The organism is Streptomyces mashuensis, from assembly GCF_014654785.1.
Classification (GTDB): Bacteria; Actinomycetota; Actinomycetes; order Streptomycetales; family Streptomycetaceae; genus Streptomyces; species Streptomyces mashuensis.
Genome location: NZ_BNBD01000010.1, coordinates 68,776 through 90,827 on the forward strand (window position 1 = coordinate 68,776; position 22,052 = coordinate 90,827).

General features: G+C 75.1%; 19 protein-coding genes. 11 read left to right on the plus strand and 8 right to left on the minus strand.

All coding sequences use genetic code 11. The features are described from left to right. Nucleotides 1-89: 89 nt before the first annotated feature. Nucleotides 90-1,193 (minus strand): aminoglycoside phosphotransferase family protein, encoded by a 1,104-nt coding sequence (locus IE305_RS22510; protein ID WP_190131504.1) that lies wholly within the window; start codon nt 1,191-1,193, stop codon nt 90-92. 234 nt (nt 1,194-1,427) lie between these two features. Here IE305_RS22510 and IE305_RS22515 point away from each other — a divergent pair, with 234 nt between their 5' ends. Next, nucleotides 1,428-2,924, plus strand: coding sequence for a DNA-binding protein NsdB (locus IE305_RS22515; protein ID WP_190131505.1), 1,497 nt, complete (start codon nt 1,428-1,430; stop codon nt 2,922-2,924). A gap of 35 nt (nt 2,925-2,959) precedes the next feature. Here the strand turns inward: IE305_RS22515 and IE305_RS22520 are convergent, their stop codons facing one another. Continuing rightward, nucleotides 2,960-4,456 (minus strand): PP2C family protein-serine/threonine phosphatase, encoded by a 1,497-nt coding sequence (locus tag IE305_RS22520; RefSeq protein ID WP_190131506.1) that lies wholly within the window; start codon nt 4,454-4,456, stop codon nt 2,960-2,962. Between the two features lie 328 nt (nt 4,457-4,784). On the opposite strand from IE305_RS22520, the gene IE305_RS22525 reads away from it, so the two are divergent. Continuing rightward, on the plus strand, nt 4,785-6,212 hold the full coding sequence (locus IE305_RS22525) for a HEAT repeat domain-containing protein (RefSeq protein ID WP_190131507.1): 1,428 nt from the start codon (nt 4,785-4,787) through the stop codon (nt 6,210-6,212). 118 nt (nt 6,213-6,330) lie between these two features. Then, on the plus strand, nt 6,331-6,765 hold the full coding sequence (locus IE305_RS22530; protein ID WP_190131508.1) for a hypothetical protein: 435 nt from the start codon (nt 6,331-6,333) through the stop codon (nt 6,763-6,765). Here the strand turns inward: IE305_RS22530 and IE305_RS22535 are convergent. The 3 genes from IE305_RS22535 to IE305_RS22545 all read right to left on the minus strand — a co-directional run bounded on the left by IE305_RS22535 (nt 6,731) and on the right by IE305_RS22545 (nt 8,542). Continuing rightward, complete coding sequence (locus IE305_RS22535; RefSeq protein WP_190131509.1) at nt 6,731-7,672, minus strand: hypothetical protein; 942 nt, start codon at nt 7,670-7,672, stop codon at nt 6,731-6,733. The genes IE305_RS22530 and IE305_RS22535 overlap by 35 nt on opposite strands. Nucleotides 7,673-7,727: 55 nt before the next feature. Continuing rightward, a complete protein-coding gene (locus tag IE305_RS22540) occupies nt 7,728-8,057 on the minus strand; it encodes a DUF6233 domain-containing protein (protein WP_190131510.1) in 330 nt (109 codons plus the stop codon). Between the two features lie 287 nt (nt 8,058-8,344). Then, nucleotides 8,345-8,542 carry a hypothetical protein gene (locus tag IE305_RS22545; protein ID WP_190131511.1) on the minus strand — a complete coding sequence of 66 codons (198 nt, stop codon included), beginning with the start codon at nt 8,540-8,542 and terminating at the stop codon, nt 8,345-8,347. 188 nt (nt 8,543-8,730) lie between these two features. On the opposite strand from IE305_RS22545, the gene IE305_RS22550 reads away from it, so the two are divergent. Beyond that, the gene (locus IE305_RS22550) at nt 8,731-10,608 is read left to right on the plus strand and encodes a glycosyltransferase family 2 protein (protein ID WP_373311716.1); all 1,878 of its coding nucleotides are present in this window, start codon (nt 8,731-8,733) and stop codon (nt 10,606-10,608) included. Further along, nucleotides 10,605-12,560, plus strand: coding sequence for a radical copper oxidase GlxA (glxA, locus tag IE305_RS22555; RefSeq protein ID WP_229891364.1), 1,956 nt, complete (start codon nt 10,605-10,607; stop codon nt 12,558-12,560). Before IE305_RS22550 ends, glxA begins: the two co-directional genes overlap by 4 nt. 22 nt (nt 12,561-12,582) lie before the next feature. Here the strand turns inward: glxA and IE305_RS22560 are convergent, their stop codons facing one another. Both IE305_RS22560 and IE305_RS22565 read right to left on the minus strand, forming a co-directional pair. Continuing rightward, a complete protein-coding gene (locus IE305_RS22560; protein WP_190131512.1) occupies nt 12,583-13,770 on the minus strand; it encodes a glycoside hydrolase family 6 protein in 1,188 nt (395 codons plus the stop codon). A 123-nt stretch (nt 13,771-13,893) separates the two neighbouring features. Next, nucleotides 13,894-14,958 carry an ATP-dependent DNA ligase gene (locus tag IE305_RS22565; RefSeq protein ID WP_190131513.1) on the minus strand — a complete coding sequence of 355 codons (1,065 nt, stop codon included), beginning with the start codon at nt 14,956-14,958 and terminating at the stop codon, nt 13,894-13,896. Nucleotides 14,959-15,036: 78 nt separating this feature from the next. Between IE305_RS22565 and ligD the strand changes: the two genes are divergently transcribed. The 3 genes from ligD to IE305_RS22580 all read left to right on the plus strand — a co-directional run bounded on the left by ligD (nt 15,037) and on the right by IE305_RS22580 (nt 17,874). Continuing rightward, entirely contained in the window at nt 15,037-16,047 is a 1,011-nt protein-coding gene (gene ligD, locus IE305_RS22570; RefSeq protein ID WP_190131514.1) for a non-homologous end-joining DNA ligase, read from the plus strand. Between the two features lie 79 nt (nt 16,048-16,126). After that, entirely contained in the window at nt 16,127-16,546 is a 420-nt protein-coding gene (locus tag IE305_RS22575) for an SH3 domain-containing protein (RefSeq protein ID WP_190131515.1), read from the plus strand. A gap of 140 nt (nt 16,547-16,686) precedes the next feature. Then, nucleotides 16,687-17,874, plus strand: coding sequence for a hypothetical protein (locus IE305_RS22580; protein WP_190131516.1), 1,188 nt, complete (start codon nt 16,687-16,689; stop codon nt 17,872-17,874). Nucleotides 17,875-17,954: 80 nt separating this feature from the next. Here IE305_RS22580 and IE305_RS22585 read toward each other — a convergent pair whose 3' ends face one another. Continuing rightward, a complete protein-coding gene (locus IE305_RS22585; RefSeq protein ID WP_190131517.1) occupies nt 17,955-18,827 on the minus strand; it encodes a DUF6528 family protein in 873 nt (290 codons plus the stop codon). 367 nt (nt 18,828-19,194) lie between these two features. On the opposite strand from IE305_RS22585, the gene IE305_RS22590 reads away from it, so the two are divergent. The 3 genes from IE305_RS22590 (at nt 19,195) to IE305_RS22600 (ending at nt 22,010) form a co-directional block, all read left to right on the plus strand. Beyond that, nucleotides 19,195-20,412 carry a cytochrome P450 gene (locus tag IE305_RS22590; protein WP_190131518.1) on the plus strand — a complete coding sequence of 406 codons (1,218 nt, stop codon included), beginning with the start codon at nt 19,195-19,197 and terminating at the stop codon, nt 20,410-20,412. Nucleotides 20,413-20,468: 56 nt separating this feature from the next. Further along, entirely contained in the window at nt 20,469-21,008 is a 540-nt protein-coding gene (locus tag IE305_RS22595; RefSeq protein ID WP_190131519.1) for a cupin domain-containing protein, read from the plus strand. A gap of 63 nt (nt 21,009-21,071) precedes the next feature. Then, nucleotides 21,072-22,010 carry a serine/threonine dehydratase gene (locus IE305_RS22600; RefSeq protein WP_190131520.1) on the plus strand — a complete coding sequence of 313 codons (939 nt, stop codon included), beginning with the start codon at nt 21,072-21,074 and terminating at the stop codon, nt 22,008-22,010. Nucleotides 22,011-22,052 lie beyond the last annotated feature (42 nt).

Genomic DNA, 22,052 nt, shown 5'->3' on the forward strand with positions numbered 1-22,052 from the left:
TGGCCGTCGCCCGGACGGAGGAGGCCGACACGCCGGTATGTCGGCGGTACGGCGTGCCGGCCCTCGTCCCGGCCCGTGCCGGCCTCGTCCTAGCGCGTCCCGACGGCGGCCCGTACGGCCCTGCGGGCCATGGCGCAGTCGTCGTGCAGCCGGCGCAGCAGAAGTCGCTGCTCCTCGCCGCAGTCGCCCGCACCCGCCGGCGCGGGGTCCTCCATCGCCCGCTGGAGGGCCGTCTCGTACGTCCGGATCTCCCGGGTGAGGACCAGCATCAGGTTCACCAGGAAGGCGTCGCGCGAGGCCGGGCCGGCGGCCTGGGCGTGCTGGCTGATCTGGCGGCGCGCCACGGGGGCGTCGCCCAGGACGGCCCACAGCGTCGCCAGGTCGTACCCCGGGAGATACCAGCCGGCCTGGTCCCAGTCGAGCAGCACCGGCCCGGCCGGCGACAGCAGGACGTTCGACAGCAGGGCGTCGCCGTGGCAGAACTGGCCCTGCACGTGCGCCAGGCCGTGCAGCAGCTTCTGCAGGTCGCCCATGTCGCGGTCGGTCAGCAGACCCAGCTCGTGGTAGCGGGCGATGCGCTTCCCGTAGTCCAGCGGCATGTCGAACATCCCGGCAGGGGGTCGCCAGAGGTTCACCCGGCAGATCGCGGCGAGCGCCGCCCTGACGTCCGCGCGGGGAAGGGAATCCACCGGGTGGCGCTGCACGGACGCCGGGCGGCCCGGCATCCGCTCGATCACGAGCGTGCAGTTGTCCGGGTCCGCGGCGATCAGTCGCGGGACCCGCACCGGGGGCCGGTGCCGGACGAACGCACGGTATGTGGCTATTTCATGGCGGAACCGCTCGGCCCAGGCGGGGGAGTGGTCCAGTAAACACTTGGCCACGGCCGTGGTGCGCCCGGTCGTGCCCACCAGCAGGACCGAGCGGCCGCCGCGCCGCAGCACCTGGACGGGGTTGAACTCGGGGCAGATGCGGTGGACGGAGGAGATCACCGTGCGCAGCTGCGCCCCCTGGGGGCCGGACAAGTCGATTCTCCCGCTGAGCGGTTGCGCGCCGAGCCCCGGGCCCCTCCGCGTCCGCCCGGCCCCGAGCGCGGCCCCCACCGCGTGGGAGGGGTCGAGGTACGGGCCGCCTCCGCTCTGCGGGGGGCGGAGCGACCGGGACGGAGCGGACACGGAGGTCGATGCTGCATACATGGGCGGTACAGATCCCTTCGTGTCGGCGAATTGCAGCGCTCCCCCGTCCCCGGGGCCGTGGGCACCCTGGGGAATGCTGCCGGGCTTCCGGGTGACCGGGGTTGCGCGTTCCTACATCACACCCGACCACGGGTGGCAGACCACGTGGCGGACCCTGGCGAACCCTGGCGAATACTCGCTTGGCCCATGACCCCCGAGTACCTTCAAGTCAGCCGAGGAACCTGGGGGCTTGACGTGACGAGGGAACCCAACACCCGTCTCGCAGACCTGTTCGCACTGGCCGGCTGGTCCAAGGGCGAGCTGGCGAGGCTCGTGAACCGGCAGGCGGCGGTCATGGGACATCCGCAGCTGGCGACCGACACCTCGCGGGTGCGGCGCTGGATCGACACGGGGGAGTCCCCGCGCGATCCCGTGCCGCGGGTGCTGGCAGCCCTCTTCACCGAGCGACTCGGCCGTGTCGTGACCATCGAGGACCTCGGGTTCGGCAGGCGAGGGCGCGCCGGCAAGGGGCAGTCCCAGGACGGGCTGCCCTGGCCACCCGAGCGCACCGCCGCGGTCCTCACCGAATTCACGGGAATGGACCTCATGCTCAACCGACGCGGCTTGGTGGGCGCGGGCGTCGCGCTCACCGCAGGATCTGCCATCAGCGGTGCGATGCACGACTGGCTGCACTCCGACCCGGTGCTCGCCTCCGACGCCCCGCACGTCGACAACCCCCTGCGCGCCCTCGGCGCGCACGCCGAGCCCGCGGGCCTGGACCGCTACGAGGCGGCGCCCGTGGGCTCCCAGGAGATCGACGCGCTGGAGCGCTCGGTGGAGGTGTTCCGGATCTGGGACGCCTCCCGTGGCGGAGGGCTGCAGCGCAAGGCGGTGGTCGGCCAGCTCAACGAGGTGGGCGGGATGCTCTCCTACCACCACCCCGACCACCTCCAGCGCAGGCTGTGGGGGGTGGCCGCCAACCTGGCCTGCCTGGCCGGCTGGATGTCGCACGACGTGGGCCTGGAGCCGACCGCCCAGAAGTACTTCCTCATCGCCGCGCACGCGGCCCGCGAGGGCGGCGACCGGCCCCGGGCGGGCGAGGCCCTCTCCCGGGCGGCCCGCCAGATGGTCCACCTCGACCGCCCCGACGACGCCCTGCACCTGATGCGGCTGGCCAAGTCGGGCTCCGGGGAGGAGGCGCTGCCGCGCACCCGCGCCATGTTCTGCACCATCGAGGCGTGGGCCCTGGCGGCGATGGGCAAGGGGCAGGCCATGCGGCGCACCCTCGGCGAGGCCGAGGACCTGTTCGTCTCCGACCGGGACGACGTGCCCCCGCCGGACTGGATGCAGATGTTCGACGAGGCCGACCTGCACGGCATGCAGGCCCTGGCGTACCGCACCCTCGCCGAGCACGACCCGTCGGCGGCCCCCATCGCCCAGCGCCACGCCAAGCAGGCGATCGCCCTGCGGCAGGGCACCAACCGGCAGCGGTCGATGAACTTCGACTACATCTCGATGGCCTCCGCCTGCTTCATCGGCAACGACCCCGAGCAGGCCGACACCTTCGCCCGGCTCGCCCTCAATTCCATCGGGGAGATCTCCTCGCACCGCACCTGGGACCGGCTGCGCGAGATGTACCGGCTCACCGGGCAGTACTCGGGCTACGGGCGGATGAAGGACGTCCGCGAGGAGATCGGCCAGGCGCTCGCCAAGGCCCCGGCCGGCAAGAAGAGGGCGGTCAGGACCGTGTGAGCCGGAGGTGAGCCGGGCGCGGGCCCGGCCGGGCGTCAGCCGGTAGGAGCGATACGGGCGATCAGCACACAGGCGTCGTGCTCGCGTTCGGCGCCGCCGTACTCCTCCAGGACCGCCCGCAGGCAGTCCTGGGCGTCCGGCGCCGCGGAGAACCGCGGGGCCAGGCGCAGCAGGGCCGGTCCGCCGGCCGGGCCGGCGAGCCCCTCGGTGTGCAGGACGAGCACGTCACCGGGGTGCAGCCGCTCCTCGGCCTGTTCGTACGCGGTGCCCGCCGCCGTCGGGGGCACCGTGCCGGTGACCGCGCCGAGCGGCATGCCCTCCGGGGCACGCAGCTGCCGTCCGGTGCCGTCCCGGAAGAGCAGGGGCGCCGGATGCCCGGCGCGGGACCACAGCAGGGCGCCCGTGGCGGGGTCGTAGCGGCAGCAGAGGGCGCTGCCGAGGGCGGGCTGTGCCGAGGTGCCCAGCAGATGGTCGAGCCAGCCCATCAGGGGGCCGGGTTCGGCACCGGTCACGGCCATGCCGCGGACCGCGCCGATCAGCATGGCGACGGCGGAGGTCGCGGTGACGCCGTGGCCGGTGAGGCCGCCCACGGTGAGCAGGGTGGGCCCGCCGGGCAGCTCCATGGCGTCGAACCAGTGGCCGCCGGCCCGGCCGCCGTCGGCGGCGGGGAGACAGCGGGCGGCGATGTCGAGGCCCGTGCCGCCGGCGGGGGAGCGGTCCGGGCCGTCCGGGCCGGGGGCCGTGCGCAGCGGGCCGGGCCACGGCGGCAGCACGGCCTCCCGCAGCTCGGCGGCGAGCCGCTGCTCGGTCCGCTCCCGCTGCCGGCTGAGGTGGGCCGAGTCCCTGGTCTCGCGCACCTCCTCCCGCCCGCGGCGGAGGTCGCTGACGTCGCGCAGCACGGCCCACATGGAGGCCGTGCAGCCGTCGGCGTCGAGCACCGGCTCGCCCAGCATGTGCAGGGTGCGCCGCTCGCCGTCGCCGCGGAGGACGCGGAACTGGCCGTCGATGGGTCTGCCGTCCACCAGGCAGCCCGTGACCAGGGACGTCAGCAGCTCGCGGTCCTCCTCCACCACGTGCGAGGGCAGCTCGTCGAGGGTGAGGGCGCCGTCCTGCGGCCGCCGTCCGAAGAGCTCGAAGAGCTCCTCGGACCAGGTCACCTCGTCGGTGAGGAGGTTCCACTCGGCGCTGCCGGCGCGTCCCGCGCCGGGCCCGCCGGGCGTCGTGCCCGCCGGTGCCGTGGCGGTGGTGGGTGCCGGGCCGGAGGCGTCCCCCTGCGGGTCCGCGCCGGGGAGCCCCTCGCGGAGCTGGCCCAGGTGGGTGCCGAGGGTGTCCAGGTGCCGGGTGGCCAGGTCGCACAGGGCCCGCTGCCACCGCAGCTCCGGGTCGTCCGTGCGCTCGGCGTCCGCCGCCGCCTCGCGCCGTACGGCGTCCACGCCGCCCCGGAGCCGCCGCGTCTGGGAGATCAGCGCGTCGACCACGGCGGGCTCGGGCTGCTCTGTGGCGGGGCGGTCAGCGGACAGTGGCGACGGCATCACGTACTCCGGAGAAGGGGGGCGCGGCCGGGTCCGGTGTGTCCGCCGGTTACGGCCGGGAGGACTGCAGTCACGACTGTGGCACAGGGAACCGGCGCCCGTGGGGAATTTGGCAAGACCCGGGACGTCCATGCACCAGGCATATGCCAGTGGATTAGCCGCGAAAGGTGTCGCCCCCTCCCCGGAATGACCAGTTCCGGGTAGGCTGCGGGCGCCCGGGACCCGAGTTCCCACTGTTCACCGTGCATGGCACGGGCGGACACCGGCAAGAATGGCGGACGACGGAAATCCCGTTGCCAGCCGACTCCCCGCACCGGATGCTGACCCCATGCTCGATCCAGACATAGCGCCCAGTGGCACCCTGCTCGGCCTCCTTCAGCGAGGCCGTGGCGACGGGACCCTGCATGCCCTCGCGGCGCCGCGCGCCGAGGCGCTCGCGGCGCTGGACCACTGCGTGCTCCGCGACCCCCGGCGGGACTGGCAGGTCGAGAACCGCTCGCTCTACTACGCACGCCTCTACCTGGACCTCGACGGCGGCCTCGACGCGATCGGACAGCACCTCTTCGCCGCGGACGACCACCTGGACACCGGCGAGGAGCGCACCGGGCTGGCCCTGGCCGTCCTCGGCCACCTGGCCTCCTACGGCCGCGACGACGCCCTCGCCCTGCTCCGCCGCTACGCCGCCACCGGCGCCAACTGGGCCTGGGCCCTGGACGAGCTGGCCCTGCGGGACGACGACGCCGGCCTGCTGGCCCTCGGCCCCCACGTCCTGGCCCGCTTCCCCGTCACCCCCGAGGGTGACGGTGCGCTGGCCGCCGCCGTGCGCGACGCCTTCGAGCCCCGCCCCTGGCGGCTGTGGGCCGACGAGGGACGCTCGCCGGCCACCGCCGCCCGCGTCCGTGCCGCCCGGGAGCAGGGCTCCTTCGACCGCTGGCAGCGCCAGCTCCGCCCGTCCGGCCCCCGGCCCGGCTGGAGCGTGCGCGAGGTGCTCGACTGGGCCCAGGAGGGCCTGTCCCTGCACCCGGTCCAGCTCCGCCACGTCCCCGCCACCCGCTGCCTGACCGCCGTCGCCGGGCCCGAGGACCGCGGCGAGATCATCGAGGCCGCCGCCTTCGGCGAGGGCGCCGCCCGCGCCACGGCCCTGCGCTACCTCGCCGAGCACCACGACCCGCAGGCCCTCGACCTCGTCGAGACGGCCGCCGCCGACCCCGACCCGGTGGTCGCCGAGGCCGCCGTCACGGCCTTCGAGCGCATGCGCAGCCCCGCCGCCCTGGAGCGCGCGCGGGCCTGGATCCACCGCGAGGACCCCCTGGGCGCGGCCGCGGCCGGGATGCTCGCCTGCCGCGGCGCCACGTACGACGCGGCGCTGGTCCTGGCCGCCCTGCGCCGCACCGTGCGTGCCGAGGGCTGCGACGCCGCCGTCCTGGGCGACCTCGTCGACGGCGCGGGCCGGCTGGCGATCGCCTGCTCCGCGCCCGTCCTGCGCCACGTCTACCGCGAGACCGCCTCCTCCCACCTGCGCGGCCGCGCCGCGCGGGCCCTGGCCGCCACCGACCCGTCGTTCCCGGCCGGCTTCGCCGTGGAGTGCCTGTGGGACTGCGAGGAGTCCACGCGCGAGCTCGCCGCCCGGCACGCCGCCACGGCCGACGACCGCGTCGTGGAGCAGCTGCGCCGGCTCGCCGCCGACCCGGCCGAGGAGGCCGAGGTGCAGACGGCGGCCGGCAGCCGGTTCGGGCCCGAGGCCCCCGCGGTGTGAGCGCGCCCGTCGCGCCCGGGTACGCGCCCTGCCCGGCCCGCGCGGCGGTGTGCCGATAATGGACCGCCCCGCGTCCGCGGGGCGGCACACATCACAGCACCACACTCAGGGGGCGCGCATGAAGAGCGAGCAGCAGCACGAGGGACGGGGCAGGGGGCGCCTGGCGCGCCGGGTCTCCGCCGTCCTGGCCGTGGTCCTGGGCGCGGCCCTGCTGGCCACGCCGGCCACCGCGGCGACGGCCGGGCCGCAGACCGCCGGGCGGACGGTGTCCGTCGCGGCCTCCGGGACCGGCACCGGCACGGCCGGCACCACCACGACCGGTACGGCGCAGGAGGCCGGCAGCGGTCACGTGACCCTGGCCGCCTTCGAGCAGGGGCACCACAAGAAGACCACCCTGGCCAAGGACAAGAAGAAAAAGAAGAAGAAGGGCTTCTTCGGGAAGCTGGGCATCGCCCTGCTGGTCGTGCTGATCCTCGTCGTGCTCTTCGTGGTGGCGATGATCGTGCTCGCGGTGTACCTCATCCGGCGCGCCCTGCGCCGCCGCCGCTCCTGAGCCGGCAGGTCCTGGCCACCCACGCCATGGCCAGCCATGGCGTGGTGGCCGCGCCGGCCGCCAGGCACCAGCCGGTCCCCGTCCCGGGGAAGCCGCGCAGCAGCGGTACGACCAGTCCCGCGCCGGCCAGCAGCAGGGCCGCGGCGGGCAGGTGCACCCACGGCTCGAAGCGGCGGGCCGCGCGGACGCCCGGCTCCCGCAGCCGCAGGGCCACGGCGGTGGCCGTCCCGGCCGCCAGCGTGAGGATCCAGATGGTGGGCAGCGCGATGATGCGGCCGGCGAACGAGCCGATGTCGTTGCCCTGGGCCTGACGCACCCCCAGCTCCGGCTGGTCCGGCACGTACATGAGCTCCACGGTGCGGCCCGCCTCGGGCGGCCCGGCGGTGTGCACCTCGTCGACCGTGACCCGGCGGACGCCGGTGGTGAAGGGGACCGTCACCTCCAGCGTGGAGGCGTACTCCGCCGCGTCGTTGATCTCCGTGCCCGTGGGGTGGGGCTCCCCGACGATCCGGGCGATGCGCAGCTCGTAGACCGCGCCGCCGGCCCGGTGGGCGCGGGCCAGCCACTCGCCCTCCTCGCCGTCCGGGCCCACGCCCTGGCACAGTGCCGCGGCGCTGGAGAGCGCGATGCCGAAGCCCAGTACCCAGCACAGCACCCGGGAGGTCCGGGGCCCCTGGCGAGGTACGGACCGCCGGCGCCGCGCCCTGCGGCGGGGCACCGCCCTGCGGCGGGCCCGCGCGGGCAGGGAGGCCAGCACCCACAGCGCGGCACAGCCGGCGGTGGCGGCCAGCAGCCGGGTCAGCTCGGTCTTCGGCGGCAGTTCCCGCAGTGGGAAGATCCCCAGCAGCACCGTCGCGTAGCCCACGAGCAGCGTGGCCCACCCCGTGATGCGCGTCGCCCACCGCATGCCGAACGTCCCCCGCCCACCTCGATGATCTTGAGAGGGACAGGGTAGTCGGCCGTCAGTCGGTGGTGACGAGGAACCTCTCGGGCTGGCAGGCGTCGCAGGGCCGGACCTCGTGCGAGGCGACCAGGTCGCGGGCCTCGGCGGTGGTCAGGGTCTCCTCGTCGCCCTTGGGCACCCAGCAGCCCAGGTGGTGGAGTTCCTGGAGGGTGCCGCCGGAGCGCCGGTGCACGGTGACCGGCCAGATGGCGTCCTCCAGGTCGGGGCGCCACACCCCCTTCAGCCGCTGCAGCACCACGCCCCGCACCCAGTCGCGGGAGGTGAGACCGGCCTCGTGGGCCGCGGCCTCGATACGCATGAGTTCGTCATGGGAGAAGAGCTGCTCCATGACGCGGGACAGTAGCAGCGGCGCCCCGGGCGCGGCCGGGGTTCGGGACGATCGCCGGAAGGGCTGACCTGCGGGTTGACCTGGGCGGGCGCAGGCGTCCGGCATATGCCCCGGTGTGCTCGTCATACGAAGCGCAGCTCCGGCCGGGTGCGGGCCTCGGGTCATGTGCCAACGGTCCATGCCTTGCTGGCTTTCCCCGATACAACGGAGGGGCAGCTCTTGGCCATTCCGTTATCACCTGTCCTCGTGACGCTGCCGGTATCGGCTGCGACGCGGGGCCGGTGCCCCTACGGTGCCGCCCCCGGCCCTTCCGGCCCCTCGGGTGCGTCCGTGGTGACCCCGTGGGCGCGGGCCAGCCGCAGGGCGTCGTCCAGTTCGTCCTCGGCGACGGCCGCGGCGTACGCGTCCCCGGCGGCCCGGGCCTCGGCCAGGGTCGCGCGCGCCGCGCGCACCCGCTCCCGCATCGCCTCGGCAAACGCACTCACGGCGGCCCCCTGCGGTGGATCGTCCGGCTCGGCGCACATCTGGTGAAGGGAAGAATTCCGCACTTCGCCCGGCGTGGCCAGTCCTGCGCCGTGTGAGTGACGAGGGGGCATCTTCGGTGCGTTTGTCACATGATCGTAGGTCCTATTTGTTAGGTTTTCTCTGCTCTCTCCCTGACTGGGGGTGTCTGGTGGCGATTTCGGCGAGTGAGGCCCGGCCCACGGCGGCCGGAGCGTGCCCGGACGCGGAGCCGGCCGGAGGAGGCGGCCCCCGCTACGACTACCCGCGCTTCAGCCGGCTCGCCGGCGAGCTCACCGAACCACCCGACGGCCCCTACCGCGTGACGTACCGCCGGCTGCTCGACGGCCCCGGCGGCGGCGTGGGCGTCATGCTGCTCGTGGCCGCCGCCCCCCTCCTCTCCCTCGGCCTGCTGCTGTGGCTCGTCTCGCCCGGACACTGGCTCGACCGGCCCTGGGTCAGCGGCTGGGAGCACTGCGCCGACGCCGTGATGCTCGTCTCCATCGGCCTGATCGAGCTGTTCCGCGTCGTCAACGTCGCCTCCAACGCGCACGCCACCTGGGTGGCCCGCGACCCCGTGCCGGTCCGGGCCCAGCCCGGCACCCGCGTCGCCTTCCTCACCACCTACGTCCCCGGCAAGGAACCGCTCTCCATGGTCCGCGCCACCCTGGAAGGCGCCGTGCGCGTCCGGCACGACGGGCCGCTGGACGTGTGGCTGCTCGACGAGGGCGACGACCGCGACGCCCGGCAACTCTGCGAGGAACTCGGCGTACGGCACTTCACCCGGCACGGCATCGCCCGCTGGAACCAGCCCTCCGGCACCTTCCGCGCCCGCACCAAGCACGGCAACTACAACGCCTGGCTGGACGCGCACGGCGACGCGTACGCCGTCATGGCCTGCGTCGACACCGATCACGTGCCGCTGCCCAACTTCCTCGAACGCATGATGGGCTACTTCCGCGACCCCGACGTGGCCTTCGTCGTCGGGCCCCAGGTCTACGGCAACTACGCCACCGCCGTCACCAAGGCCGCCGAGAGCCAGCAGTTCCTCTTCCACGCCCTGATCCAGCGCGCCGGCAACGCCTACGGCTCACCCATGTTCGTCGGCACCAGCAACTGCGTCCGGATCTCCGTACTCCGGCAGATCGGCGGGCTCTACGACTCCATCACCGAGGACATGGCCACCGGCCTGGAGATCCACCGCCGCCGCAACCCCGCCACCGGCCGGCGCTGGAAGTCCGTGTACACCCCCGACGTACTCGCCGTCGGCGAGGGCCCCTCCACCTGGACCGACTTCTTCTCCCAGCAACTGCGCTGGTCCCGCGGCACCTACGACACGCTGCTGCGCCAGTTCTGGCGGGTCATGTGGGCGCTGCCCCCGGGCCGGCTCCTCAACTACCTCTTCATGGTCGCCTACTACCCGATGGCCGCCCTCAACTGGACGCTCGGCGCCCTGACCTGCACCCTCTTCCTCTGCCTGGGCGCCTCGGGGATCACCGTGGAACCGGAGGTGTGGCTGATGCTCTACAGCGACGCCGCCGCCCTCCAGATCGGGCTCTACGTCTGGAACCGCCGCCACAACGTCAGCCCGCACGAACCCGAGGGCTCCTCCGGCGCCGCCGGCATGGTGATGTCCGCCCTCGCCGCACCCCTGTACGCGCGGTCCCTGGGCCAGGCCCTGCTGCGCCGCCGCCCCCGCTTCGTGGTCACCCCCAAGGGCGACTCGGCCAGCCCCGACCGGACGGCGACCTTCCGCACCCACCTGGTGTGGGCCGCCGTCCTCCTGACGGTCCTCCTGGCCTCCTGGCCCCTGGACCACGCCAACGCCGCCATGCGCCTGTGGGCCGTGCTGGCCCTGTGCACCGCCCTCGCGCCCTACGCCGTCTGGCGCGGCGGCCGGTGGCGGGAGGAACGGGCGGCCCGCAAGGAACAGCCGCAGCACCGCGGGCCCCCGCCCGGCACCTCCCTCCCCGCCGGCCGGCGGCGGCACGCCGTCACCACCCCCGTACCGGCACCGCCCGAACTCGCGACGAGAGGTGACGACGCGTGACACACGTACCGGCCCGGCTCGTCGAGTTCCTGCGGGACGGCAGGCGGCGCCGACGGGTCATCGGCACCGGTGCCGCCCTGGCCCTGATCGCCACCAACGGCCCGGCCGCCACCGGCTTCGCCCGGCGCGCCTGGCACGACTACACCGTCGAACAGCCCGCCTACAAGGCTCGCTACGGCCACTGGGACGTGGTGGAGGCACCCGCGCGGTTCCGCGTCAACGCCATCCACGCCGCCCTGCTGCGCACCGGCAAGGTGCTGCTGATCGCCGGCTCGGGCAACGACGAGAAGCAGTTCCGCGCCGGTACCTTCCGCAGCGTGCTGTGGGACCCCGTGCGCAACACCTTCAAGAACGTCCCCACCCCCCGCGACATGTTCTGCGCCGGCCACGCCCAGCTCCCCGACGGCCGGCTGCTGGTGGCCGGCGGCACCGCCCGCTACGAGAAGCTGACCGGCGACGTCAGACGGGCCGGCGGCGCCATGCTGGTGAAGAACGAGAACCCCGACGCCCCCCGCACCCTGCCCGCCGGCACCGTCTTCACCGGCTCCACCGGCAAGCGCTACCGCGCCCAGTTCCCCGTCCTCCTGCCCCGCGCGACCAAGACCGTCACCGAGGACGACGACCACCCGCGCGTCGTCGTCACCGCCTCGCAGGCCCGCGTGTACGTCGAGGCCGTCGAGGAGGGCGAGGACGGCATCACCCACACCGCCGACCAGTACCGCGTCGAGGGCCTGACCGGCGACGGCGCCCGCGACGTGTACGGCCTGGCCGCCAAGCTCGGCCTGGACAAGAAGGACTTCCAGGGCCTGCGCGACGCCTACGAGTTCGACCCCGTGGCCGAGCGGTACGTCCCCGTCGACCCCATGGCCGAGGCCCGCTGGTACCCCACGCTCGTCACCCTCAAGGACGGCCGGGTGCTCGCTGTCTCCGGCCTCGACGACATGGGCGAGATCATCCCGGGCAAGAACGAGATCTACGACCCGCGCTCCCGCACCTGGACCCGCGGCCCCGACCGCTACTTCCCCACGTACCCCGCGCTGTTCCTCACCGCCGGCGGCCGGCTCTTCTACTCCGGCTCCAACGCCGGCTACGGGCCCGCCGACCGCGGCCGCGTCCCCGGCCTGTGGGACGTCGACCACAACACCTTCACCCCCGTGCCCGGCCTGACCGACTCCGAGATGACCGAGACCTCCGCCTCCGTCCTGCTGCCCCCCGCCCAGGACGGCCGGGTGATGATCCTCGGCGGCGGCGGAGTGGGGGAGTCCCACCGCTCCACCGGCCGCACCGCCATCGCCGACCTGGGCGGCCCCGCCCCCCGCTACACCCCCGGGCCGCCGCTGCCGCAGGGCACCCGCTACCTCAACGCCGTGCTCACCCCCGACGACCGGGTCTTCACCACCGGCGGTTCCCGCGACTACCGCGGCAAACACGGCTCCGACATCCTGCGCGCCCAGTTCTACGACCCCGCCCGCCGCGCCTTCACCACCGCCGCCGACCCCACCGTCGGCCGCGACTACCACGCCGAGGCCCTGCTGCTGCCCGACGGCCGGATCGCCGTCTTCGGCTCCAACCCCCTCTTCGCCGACCCGGACGACACCCGCATGGGCACCTTCGAGCAGCGCATCGAGGTCTACACCCCGCCCTACCTGTACCGGCCCCACCGGCCCGCGCTGCGCACCGGCCCGCTCACCGCCGCCCACGGCGACGTGCTCACGCTCTCCGGCACCGACCGGCGCGAAGTGGCGGCCGCCCGGCTGATGCGGCCCAGCGCGGTCACCCACGCCACCGACGTCGAACAGCGCTCCGTCGCCCTCGAACTCGGTGACCACGCCGGCGCGGTGACCGTCCGCATCCCCGACAACCCCGCCCTCGTCCCGGCCGGCTGGTACATGCTCTTCCTCACCGACCGGGCCGGCACCCCCTCCCGCGCCGCCTGGGTGCACGTCCGCTGACGGCCCCCGCCGCCGGCCCCGGTCAGAGCCGGGGCGTCCCGGTCGGGGCCGGTACGGGGGCGGCGCCCGGTGCGGGCTGCGGCGCCGGGACCGCCGTGGACTCCGCCGGCGGCCGCGCGGCGGACTCCCCGGCCGGCGGGGCCGCCGTGGCCAGCCCCAGCGCGTACTCCCCCCACCACTGCCCGGCCGGCGGCGCCCCCCGGCAGGCGCCGTCCGACTCGCCCGGCCGCTTGACCCACAGGAAGGCGTCCACCCGCGGGTCCCCCGTCGCGGTGGTCGGCGGCGTACCCAGCGCCCGGCCCGGCGGGTTGCACCACGCCTCGTCGCCGGGAGGCTTCCCCGGGTCGCGCGACGGCGGCACGTACGGACCGTTGCCGTTGCGGCTCGTGTCGATCACGTAGTGCGCGCCGCCCAGCCGGTCCGAGAGCCGGTCGCCGTAGGCGAGCGTGCCGGCCGTGGTGTGGAAGTTGGAGACGTTCAGCGCGAAGCCGTCGGCCTCCGCGACACCGGCCCTGCGCAGCGCCTCCGCCAGCGCGCCCTGGTCCGCGATCCAGCCGGGGTTGCCCGCGTCCAGGTACACCGACACGCCCGGCCGCGCCTTGAACGTCCGCACCGCCTCGGCCAGCAGCGCCGGCCGTTCCCGCGCGGCCTCCGCCGGCAGACAGCCCGACACCCAGTGCGCCACGGCGTCCGGTTCGAGCACCACCCACGCCCGGTGCACGCCGATGCCCTCCGCCGCCCGTGCCAGCCACGCCCGGTAGGCGGTCGCGTCCCGCGCGCCGCCCGACGAGTACTGGCCGCAGTCGCGGTGCGGGACGTTGTAGGCGACCAGCACCGGGATGCGCCCGGCCCGCTCGGCGTCCTCGACCACCCGCGCGACCCGCTCCCGCGGGTCGTCGCCGTCGCCCGGCATCCACACGGCCGTCGGGCGCCCGGCGAGGCGCCGCAGCGCCTCCGCGTCGTCCTCGCGCCCCCGCTCCTCCCACACCCGCGCCTGGCGGGCCGGCCGCCCGAGGGGCTCGGCCCAGAACGGCGACACCCAGCCGTCGTCACCGGCGCCGGCCCCCGCCGGCGGTCCGGGCGCCGGCAGCGCGGGCCGCGGCAACAGGGCGACGCCCGCGCAGGCCAGCACCACGGCACCGCGACGGGCACCGGTGGTGAGGCGCGCGACGCGGGAGCGGCGGGCGGGACCCCGGGAACGCTGGAGCATGAACGTCACCTCTTCCGGCCGGAGCGGGTCGTCGTACCGCGGGCGGTCGTACCAGAGTGAAATACGACGAGCGGCCGGGCCGTGATTGGCCCGGCCGCCCGCGGCGCCGTTGCTCCGGACGGCTCAGCCGCCGCCCAGCACCTCCGCCAGGTCGTACGAGACCGGCTCCACCAGCTGGGCGTACGTGCAGCTCTCCGGCTCCCGGTCCGGGCGCCACCGGCGGAACTGCGCGGTGTGCCGGAAGCGGCCGGCCTGCATGTGGTCGTACGCCACCTCGCACACCCGCTCCGGCCGCAGCGCCACCCACGACAGGTCCTTCTTGCCCGTCCAGCGGCTGGGCCCGCCCGGCAGCCGGCCGGCGGCCTGCGCCTCGGCGTCGGCCCAGTCCTCCCACGGGTGGCCCGCCACGTCGGTCATGCGCAGCGGCTCCAGCTCCTCCATCAGCTCCCGGCGGCGGCGCATCGGGAAGGAGGCGCACACGCCCACGTGCTGGAGCCGGCCCGCGTCGTCGTACAGGCCCAGCAGCAACGAGCCCACCACCGGGCCCGACTTGTGCGCCCGCAGGCCCGCCACCACGCAGTCCGCCGTCCGCTCGTGCTTGACCTTGACCATGACGCGCTCCCCGGGCCGGTACGGCAGGTCCGGCGGCTTGGCCACCACCCCGTCCAGGCCCGCGCCCTCGAACTGCTCGAACCACCCCTGTGCCACGTCCAGGTCGTGGGTGACGGGCGCGACGAACAACGGGGGAGCGGCCTCCCGCAGCGCCTCCTCCAGCGCGGTGCGCCGCTCCCGCTGCGGCGTGTCCAGCAGGGAGACGTCGCCCAGGGCCAGCAGGTCGAAGGCGATCAGGCTCGCCGGGGTGACCTCCGCGAGGTGCCGCACCCGGGACGCCGCGGGGTGGATGCGCTCCAGCAGCGCGTCGAAGTCCAGCCGGCCGCCACGCGCCACCACGATCTCCCCGTCCAGCACGCACCGCGGCGGCAGCTGCTCCAGCAGGGCGCCGGTCAGCTCGGGGAAGTAGCGGGTGAGGGTCTTGCCGGTGCGGCTGCCCAGCTCGATCTCGTCGCCGTCCCGGAACACGACGGCACGGAAGCCGTCCCACTTGGCCTCGTACTGCATCCCCGGCGGGATCGCCGGCGCCGACCTGGCCAGCATCGGCTCCACCGGAGGCATCACGGGAAGGTCCATGACCTGGATTGTGCGGTCCCCGGCCGGGGACCGCCCGCCGACGGGCGCCGTGCGGCGGCCCCGCCTAGCGTGAGGCGCATGGCAGAGACCATCGAGCTCACCGTGGGCGAACGCACGGTACGGCTGTCCAACCCGGACAAGGTCTACTTCCCCCGGCGCGGCTACACCAAGCACGACCTGGCTCGCTACTACCTCAGCGTCGGCGACGGCGTGCTGCGCGCCCTGAAGGACCGGCCCACCACGCTGGAGCGCTATCCCGACGGCGTGGAGGGCGAGTCGTTCTTCCAGAAACGGGCGCCGAAGAACCTCCCCGACTGGATCCCCACCGGCCGGATCGCCTTCCCCTCCGGACGGTACGCCGACGAGATCTGTCCCACCGAGGTCGCGGCCGTGCTGTGGGCCGCCAACCTCGGCTGCCTCACCTTCCACCCCTGGCCCGTACGGCGCGGCGACACCGACCACCCCGACGAGCTGCGCATCGACCTCGACCCGCAGCCCGGCACCGACTACGCCGACGCGGTGCACGCCGCGCAGCTCCTGCGCGAGGTGCTCGACGGGCTGGGCCTCACGGGCTGGCCCAAGACGTCGGGCGGGCGCGGCCTGCACGTCTTCGTGCCCATCAGGCCCGCGTGGACCTTCGTGCAGGTGCGCCGGGCCGCCATCGCCGTCGCCCGCGAACTGGAGCGGCGCGACCCGGACCGCATCACCACCGCCTGGTGGAAGGAGGAGCGCGGCGAAAAGATCTTTGTCGACTACAACCAGACCGCGCGGGACCGCACCATCGCCAGCGCCTACTCGGTGCGCCCCCGGCCCGACGCGCCGGTCTCCGCGCCGCTGCGCTGGGAGGAGCTGGCCGAGGCCGTCCCCGAGGACTTCGACATCACCACGATGCCCGGCCGGTTCGCCCGCGACGGCGACGTGCACGCCGGCATGGACGAGCACCCCTGCGACCTGCGCGCGGCCCTGGACCTGGCCGACCGGGACGAGCGGGAGCACGGGCTGGGGGACCTGCCGTACCCGCCGGAGCACCCCAAGATGAAGGGCGAACCCAAGCGCGTCCAGCCGAGCCGGGCCAAGCGGGGTACCTGATTGCACATTTGTGTTTATGGCGACATTTCGCGTGGAACTTCGGACGATGCGTGATCAACTTCGCATCGAGGGAGTTCCCATGTTCAGTTCACTCATGGCCCGTGGCATGAGGATCGCGGCCGGTGTGATCGCCGCTGCCGCGCTCGGCGGGACCCTGCTCACCGCCGTCCCCGCCCAGGCCGCCGACGGCGAGGAGGCCCCCGTCCCGCTGGTGCGGCCCTACGGCACCGTCACCGCCCCCTCGGGCATCAACGAGCGCACGTTCCCCAGCACCGACTCCCCGGTGCGGGCCGTCCTGAAGTACCACGGGCAGGCCGGGCTGCGCTGCAAGGTGCGCGCCCAGGAAGTCGGCGGCAACGCCTTCTGGTACCTGCTGCGCGACCGCCCCTCCTGGGTAACAGCTCGATTTGTCGACACGACCGGTGAGGTTCCGTACTGCCGGAGCGTCAACCGCACGGCGCTGGACGAGAGCCCGGCCTCGCACCGGGCCGTGGGCTGAGGCACCGGCCCCGCGGGGCGGGCGCGGGAGCGGGCGGCGGCCACGGCGCCCGGGAACGACACGGTAGGCGGCCCGCGTTGTTCCCCGGGCGCCTAGAGTGATCGGACGGGTACCGCCCCTCGGCCGGAAGGATGAACGCGTTGGACCGCGCGACTCATGGTTGTGTCCTGTTGCTGGACGGCACCCCCGACCGGCGGCGTGGTGCCCTGCCCAATCCCACGGCCCACGCCGTGGCCGGAGCCGGTCCCCGCGGCATGCTGGCCGCCGGCGCCGTCGACGTGGTCCAGCTGCCCGCGATGGCCGGGCCGCAGAGCGTGCTGGCCTACCTCCAGGACGCGGCCCGTGTCCCCGGGCCGCTGCTGGTGTGGGTGACGGGCCATCTGATGGTGCCCGCCCGGCGCGGCGACCAGCTCCACCTCGCGCTGCGGGACAGCACCCCCGCCACCGTCCGCTACACGGGCCTGCCCTGGGAGTGGCTCACCCGCGCCCTGGGCACGCACGCCGGCCCGACCCTGCTGGTCGTCGACGTGGAGGCGGACGCCCGCACCCTGCCGTACGCGGCGGCCGCCGTGCACGGCGGCGCCCTGGACGGCGGGCTGCCGGCGGTCGGCGTGGTGACGCCCAGCGCGGAGAGACCGTCCCCGGAGGCGGGCCCGTACACCCGTGCCTTCCTCTCCGCCCTGGCCCTGGGGCACCCGGCCGCCGGAGCCGCCCTCGACCCCGGGTACCTGCACCAGGCGGCGCTCGGCCAGGCAGCGCTGCCCGAAGGCACCGCGGTGCTGTGCCGGGGCGGCGCGGGCGCGGTGCTCGCCAACCCCGCCGCGGTACGGGCCCCCGCGCCGGAGCCCGTCGTCCCGGCCGTGACCGTCCCCGCACAGCCCGGCCCCCCGGCCGGCCCGCCGCCCGGCGAGGGCGACCCGTTGCCGAGCGTCCTTGCCGCCGCCCACGCCGGCCGGCACAACGAGGCCGCCGCCATGGCCGCGGCCTGGGAGCAGCACGCGCTGCGCCACCACGGGCCGCAGAGCCCCGAGGCGGTGCTGTGGGTCGAGGTGCGCGCCGACCTCGCGCGGCTGGCCGGCGACCACCCGCGCGCCGCCGAGCTGTGGATGTCCGCCGCGGCCCAGCACCTGGAGCGGGGCGGCCCCGCCGACGGGGAGGCGCTGGCCGCCCTCAAGCGCGCCCACTACTGCTGGCAGCACGCCGGGGAGCGGGCCCGCGTCCTGGCGCCGTCGCTGCTCGCCCTCTGGGAGCGCGTGCCGCAGGGCGCCGAGGCCGCCGCCGCCGTCCGGGCCCGGCTCCAGGAGGCCCCGCCCGGCGTGCCGGGCTGAGCGGGCCCGTACCGGCAGCGCGGTGGTGCCGGGGGCGATCGGCCGCAGCGGCGCCCCCGCCGCCCGGTCGGCCGGCCGGGTCAGCCGCCGCGGGCGGCGGTGAACCAGCGCGCCTTGTACATCCCGCCGCGCAGCAGCGTCCGCCGCCCGTCCGGCTGGTACAGCAACAGGGTCGTGGTGCACCAGGCGCACGCGTGACCGGGCTCGGGCCGGGCCACGAGCACCTGGCCGGTGCGCGGGTCGTCGCCGATGCTCTTGACGCCGGGCGCGTTCACCCGTGACCGCAGGGCGTACGGCACGAACGCCCGCTGCCCGGTGGCGTACTGGTACACCGCCGAGGCGGTGGTCACCCAGAACCGGCCCGGCGCGGCGAACACCGGCGCCAGGTCGTGGCCGTTCCGCGAGGGCAGCGCCACCCGCTCCGCCACCTCCAGGTCCGGGCCGTCCGGCGCGCCGCCCACCCGCAGCCCCAGCAGCTCCTGGGCGCCCAGGGCCCACAGCAGCCGGGTGCGCGGGTCGTAGTGCACGCCGTGCGCCCCGTCGAGGGGCACCTGTACGTGCCGCGTGGCGCGGTTGCCGGTGGAGGCGGCGTAGAGGCGGACGAAGCCGCCGGTGCTGGCGGCCACGGCCACGTTGCCGTCGGGCAGCAGCTCGATGCTGTGGGCGTTGCCGGTGCCCGTGTCGGCCGCCCAGTACACCGTGCGGTCGGGATAGCCGACCACGGCGGCCAGCCCGCCGGAGGCGGTGGTCAGCAGGTACTGCTTCCCGCCGAGCCGGCGGAGCTTGACCTCGCTGGGGTTGGTCCACGTGGTGCCGGGCTCCAGGTCGGCCAGCGACCGGACCGCGTCGGCGCTGAACGACCACAGCACGCCCGGGTCGCCGCCGCCGGAGCTCCACCGTGCCCGCGCCGGGTCCAGCACGTACACCGACCGCGTGGCCTGGTCGGCGGCCACGATGGGTGACGAGGCCGCCCGCGGTGCTCCGGGGGCCGCCGCGGCCGGAGTCACCGCCCACATCACCGTCCAAGCGAGTACCACTGTCCACAACCGTCTCATCGCCCCACCCCCGGCGGTCTCGTGGTCCGGTTCTCCACGCGGCACAGGGTGCGGCAGGGCCGGGCGGGCGGTGCGGAGCCACGCCCCGGGCGTCAGGCGAACGAGTGGCGAGGTGTCCTGGTGTCCGGGGCGGCCCCGGGGGCCACCTGCCTCGTATGGGTGATATTCCCGGTGTGTTCCCTTGCGTTCCCTTCGGGCGGGGAAGCCTGACGGGAGGACGGACCGGACGACGGGCGCGAACGGAGACAGGGCGGGTGGACAGCCGATGACGACGACCGATCCCCTCGCGGAACGTTTCCCCGTGCGCTTCTGGGCCGTCGAGGACCTGCGGGGCCTGGACTTCGACCCGTTCATGGCCGAACGGCTGCGGGACGAGCCGGTCTCCCGCGTCAAGCTGCCCAACGGCGAGGGCCACGCGTGGTTCGTGACCCGCTACGAGGACGTCAAGTTCGTCACGTCCGACCCCCGGTTCAGCCGGCAGGCGGTGCTCGGCCGTCCCATCACCCGGCTCGCCCCGCACTTCATCCCCCTCGACGAGGCGGTGGGCTTCGCCGACCCGCCCGAGCACACCCGGCTGCGCAAGGCCGTGGCGCGGGCCTTCACCGCGCGCAGCCTGGACCAGCTGCGGCCCGGCGCCCAGCAGGCCGCCGACGAACTGCTGGACGAGATGGAGCAGGAGGGCCCGCCCGCCGACCTGATGGAACACCTGCACGGCCCGCTGCCCCTGGCCGTCATCAGCGACCTCATGGGCGTGCCCCCGGCCGACCGCCCCCGCATGGCGCAGTGGACGAACATCGTGCTGTCGGCCGCGCCCGGCCGCGAGGCCAGCGAGACCGCCAAGAACGAGATGGCCGCCTACTTCACCCACCTGCTCGACGAGCGGCGGGCCGAGCCGCGCGAGGACCTCGCCGGCGACCTGGCCGCCGCGGTGGGGGAGGGGGAGCTCAGCACCGAGGAGGCCGTGGCCATCGCGCTGCTCATCCAGGCCAGCGCCGCCCACGCGGTCCGCAACAACAGCGCCAACATGGTCTACGCGCTGCTCACCCACCCCGAGCACATGGCCCGGCTGCGCGCCGAACCGGACCTGCTGCCGCAGGCCATCGAGGAGCTGCTGCGCTACATCCCGCACCGCAACGCCGTCGGCCTGCCGCGCGTGGCCACCGAGGACGTCGAGGTGGCGGGCGTGCCGATCCGCGCCGGCGACGTGGTGCACTCCTCCTACCTGACGGCCAACCGCGACCCCGAGGTCTTCGACCGCCCCGACGAGCTCGACTTCGACCGCCGGAACAACCCGCACCTGTCCTTCGGCCACGGCCCGCACTTCTGCCTGGGGTCCATGCTGGCCCGGCTGGAGTCCGAGGTGATGCTCGGCACTCTGCTCCGGCGGTTCCCGCGGCTGCGCCTGGCCGAACCCGCGGAGAAGATCCGCTGGCAGCGCCAGGCCCTCATCCGCGGCCCGGAGAACCTGCCCGTCACCTGGTGAACCGGCGCCCGAACCCCCTGCTGCACCGCCGTCCCGGCCCGAACGGAGGCCCTTCCATGTCCCTCGTCGCCGCCCCCGACGGCCTGGTCGTGCCGCCCGGCGCGGGCCGCACCCTGGTCACCCCCGCCCAGCAGGTCACCTTCAAGGTCACCGGCGAACACTCCCGCGCCGCCTCCAGCTTCGAGGTCGTCGTCCCGCCGGGCTTCGACGTGGGCGCCCACGTGCACGGCCGCAGCGAAGAGCTGTTCTACGTGCTGGAAGGCGAACTCGACGTGATGGCCTTCGAACCACTGGTCCGCACCAAGGACAGCTGGCGGGAATGGGAATCGGCCTCCGGCCAACGGTGCGTACGGGCCACCCCCGGCACGGTCATCCTCGTGCCGGCGGGCTGCCCGCACGCCTTCGCCAACCCCACCTCCGGCCCCGCCCGCATGTTCTTCCAGGCGTCACCGCCACCCGACCACGAGCGGTACTTCGAGGAGCTCTTCGAGATCCTCTCCTCCGGCCCCCAGGTCGACCACGAGGCCATCGCGGAGCTGCGCCGCCGCTACGACATCGAGCAGCTCACCCCGATGCGGGCGGCCCCTCCGCCGTAGCGGGAACCCGCCGCCGGCCCGGCTCGTTGCCTCGGGGAACCCCCGAACTCCAAGGAGCCGCACGTGCACCACCTCACCTACGACGACGTCGTACGGGCCGCCGGCCGCGTGGCGGGACACGTCCGGCCCGTCACCGTCGCCCCGGACCGCCCCGGGCTGTGGCTCGCCCTGGAGCAGATGCAGCACACCGGCTCCTTCAAGGCCCGCGGCGCCCACAACTTCCTCGCCGCGCACCGCGAGTCCGGCACGCTCCCCGAGGCCGGGGTCACCATCGCCTCCGGCGGGAACGCCGGGCTGGCCTGCGCCTGGGCCGCCCGCCGCCTCGGCGTGCGGGCCACCGTCTTCCTCCCGGAGAACGCACCGCACGTCAAGGTCGCCCGGCTCCGCGGCTACGGCGCCGACGTCCGCCTGGTCGGCACCGAGTACGCCCAGGCACTGGCCGCCTGCGAGGAGTTCGCCCGCACCACCGGCGCCCTCGCCAGCCACGCCTACGACCACCCGCTGATCGCCGCCGGCGCCGGCACCCTCGTCGACGAGATCCGCGACCGGGTGCCCGGCCTGGACACCGTCGTCGTCGCCGTGGGCGGCGGCGGCCTCTTCGCGGGCGTCGCCGCCGCGGCCGCCCACCACGGGCTGCGCACCGTCGCCGTCGAGCCGGAGAACTGCCGCGCCCTGCACGAGGCGCTCAAGGCGGGCCGGGTGGTCGACGTGACGGTCGACTCCGTCGCCGCCGACGCGCTCGGCGCGCGCCGCGTCACGCCCCTGGCCCTGACCGCCGCCCAGGACCCCTCGGTCACGTCCGTGCTCGTCCCCGACGCGGACATCGTCCGCGCCCGCCAGGCCCTCTGGGACGACCGCCGGCTCGCCGTCGAGCACGCCGCCGCCACCGCCCTCGCGGCCCTCGCCCCCGGCACCGGCTCCTACACACCCGCCGAGGGCGAGACCGTGGCCGTCGTGGTCTGCGGCGCCAACACCGACCCCGGCGACCTCGTGGGCGGATAGCGGGCCACCACCGGCGGACGGGTGGAAAAAGCGGGCAAAGCA

Bases quoted from the DNA above. Each gene is read 5' to 3' on its own strand.
- IE305_RS22510 (WP_190131504.1), bottom strand. From the start codon at position 1,193: ATGTATGCAGCATCGACCTCCGTGTCCGCTCCGTCCCGGTCGCTCCGC.
- IE305_RS22520 (WP_190131506.1), bottom strand. From the start codon at position 4,456: ATGCCGTCGCCACTGTCCGCTGACCGCCCCGCCACAGAGCAGCCCGAG.
- IE305_RS22525 (WP_190131507.1), top strand. From the start codon at position 4,785: ATGCTCGATCCAGACATAGCGCCCAGTGGCACCCTGCTCGGCCTCCTT.
- IE305_RS22530 (WP_190131508.1), top strand. From the start codon at position 6,331: ATGAAGAGCGAGCAGCAGCACGAGGGACGGGGCAGGGGGCGCCTGGCG.
- IE305_RS22535 (WP_190131509.1), bottom strand. From the start codon at position 7,672: ATGCGGTGGGCGACGCGCATCACGGGGTGGGCCACGCTGCTCGTGGGC.
- IE305_RS22540 (WP_190131510.1), bottom strand. From the start codon at position 8,057: ATGGAGCAGCTCTTCTCCCATGACGAACTCATGCGTATCGAGGCCGCG.
- IE305_RS22560 (WP_190131512.1), bottom strand. From the start codon at position 13,770: ATGCTCCAGCGTTCCCGGGGTCCCGCCCGCCGCTCCCGCGTCGCGCGC.
- IE305_RS22565 (WP_190131513.1), bottom strand. From the start codon at position 14,958: ATGGACCTTCCCGTGATGCCTCCGGTGGAGCCGATGCTGGCCAGGTCG.
- ligD (WP_190131514.1), top strand. From the start codon at position 15,037: ATGGCAGAGACCATCGAGCTCACCGTGGGCGAACGCACGGTACGGCTG.
- IE305_RS22575 (WP_190131515.1), top strand. From the start codon at position 16,127: ATGTTCAGTTCACTCATGGCCCGTGGCATGAGGATCGCGGCCGGTGTG.
- IE305_RS22590 (WP_190131518.1), top strand. From the start codon at position 19,195: ATGACGACGACCGATCCCCTCGCGGAACGTTTCCCCGTGCGCTTCTGG.
- IE305_RS22595 (WP_190131519.1), top strand. From the start codon at position 20,469: ATGTCCCTCGTCGCCGCCCCCGACGGCCTGGTCGTGCCGCCCGGCGCG.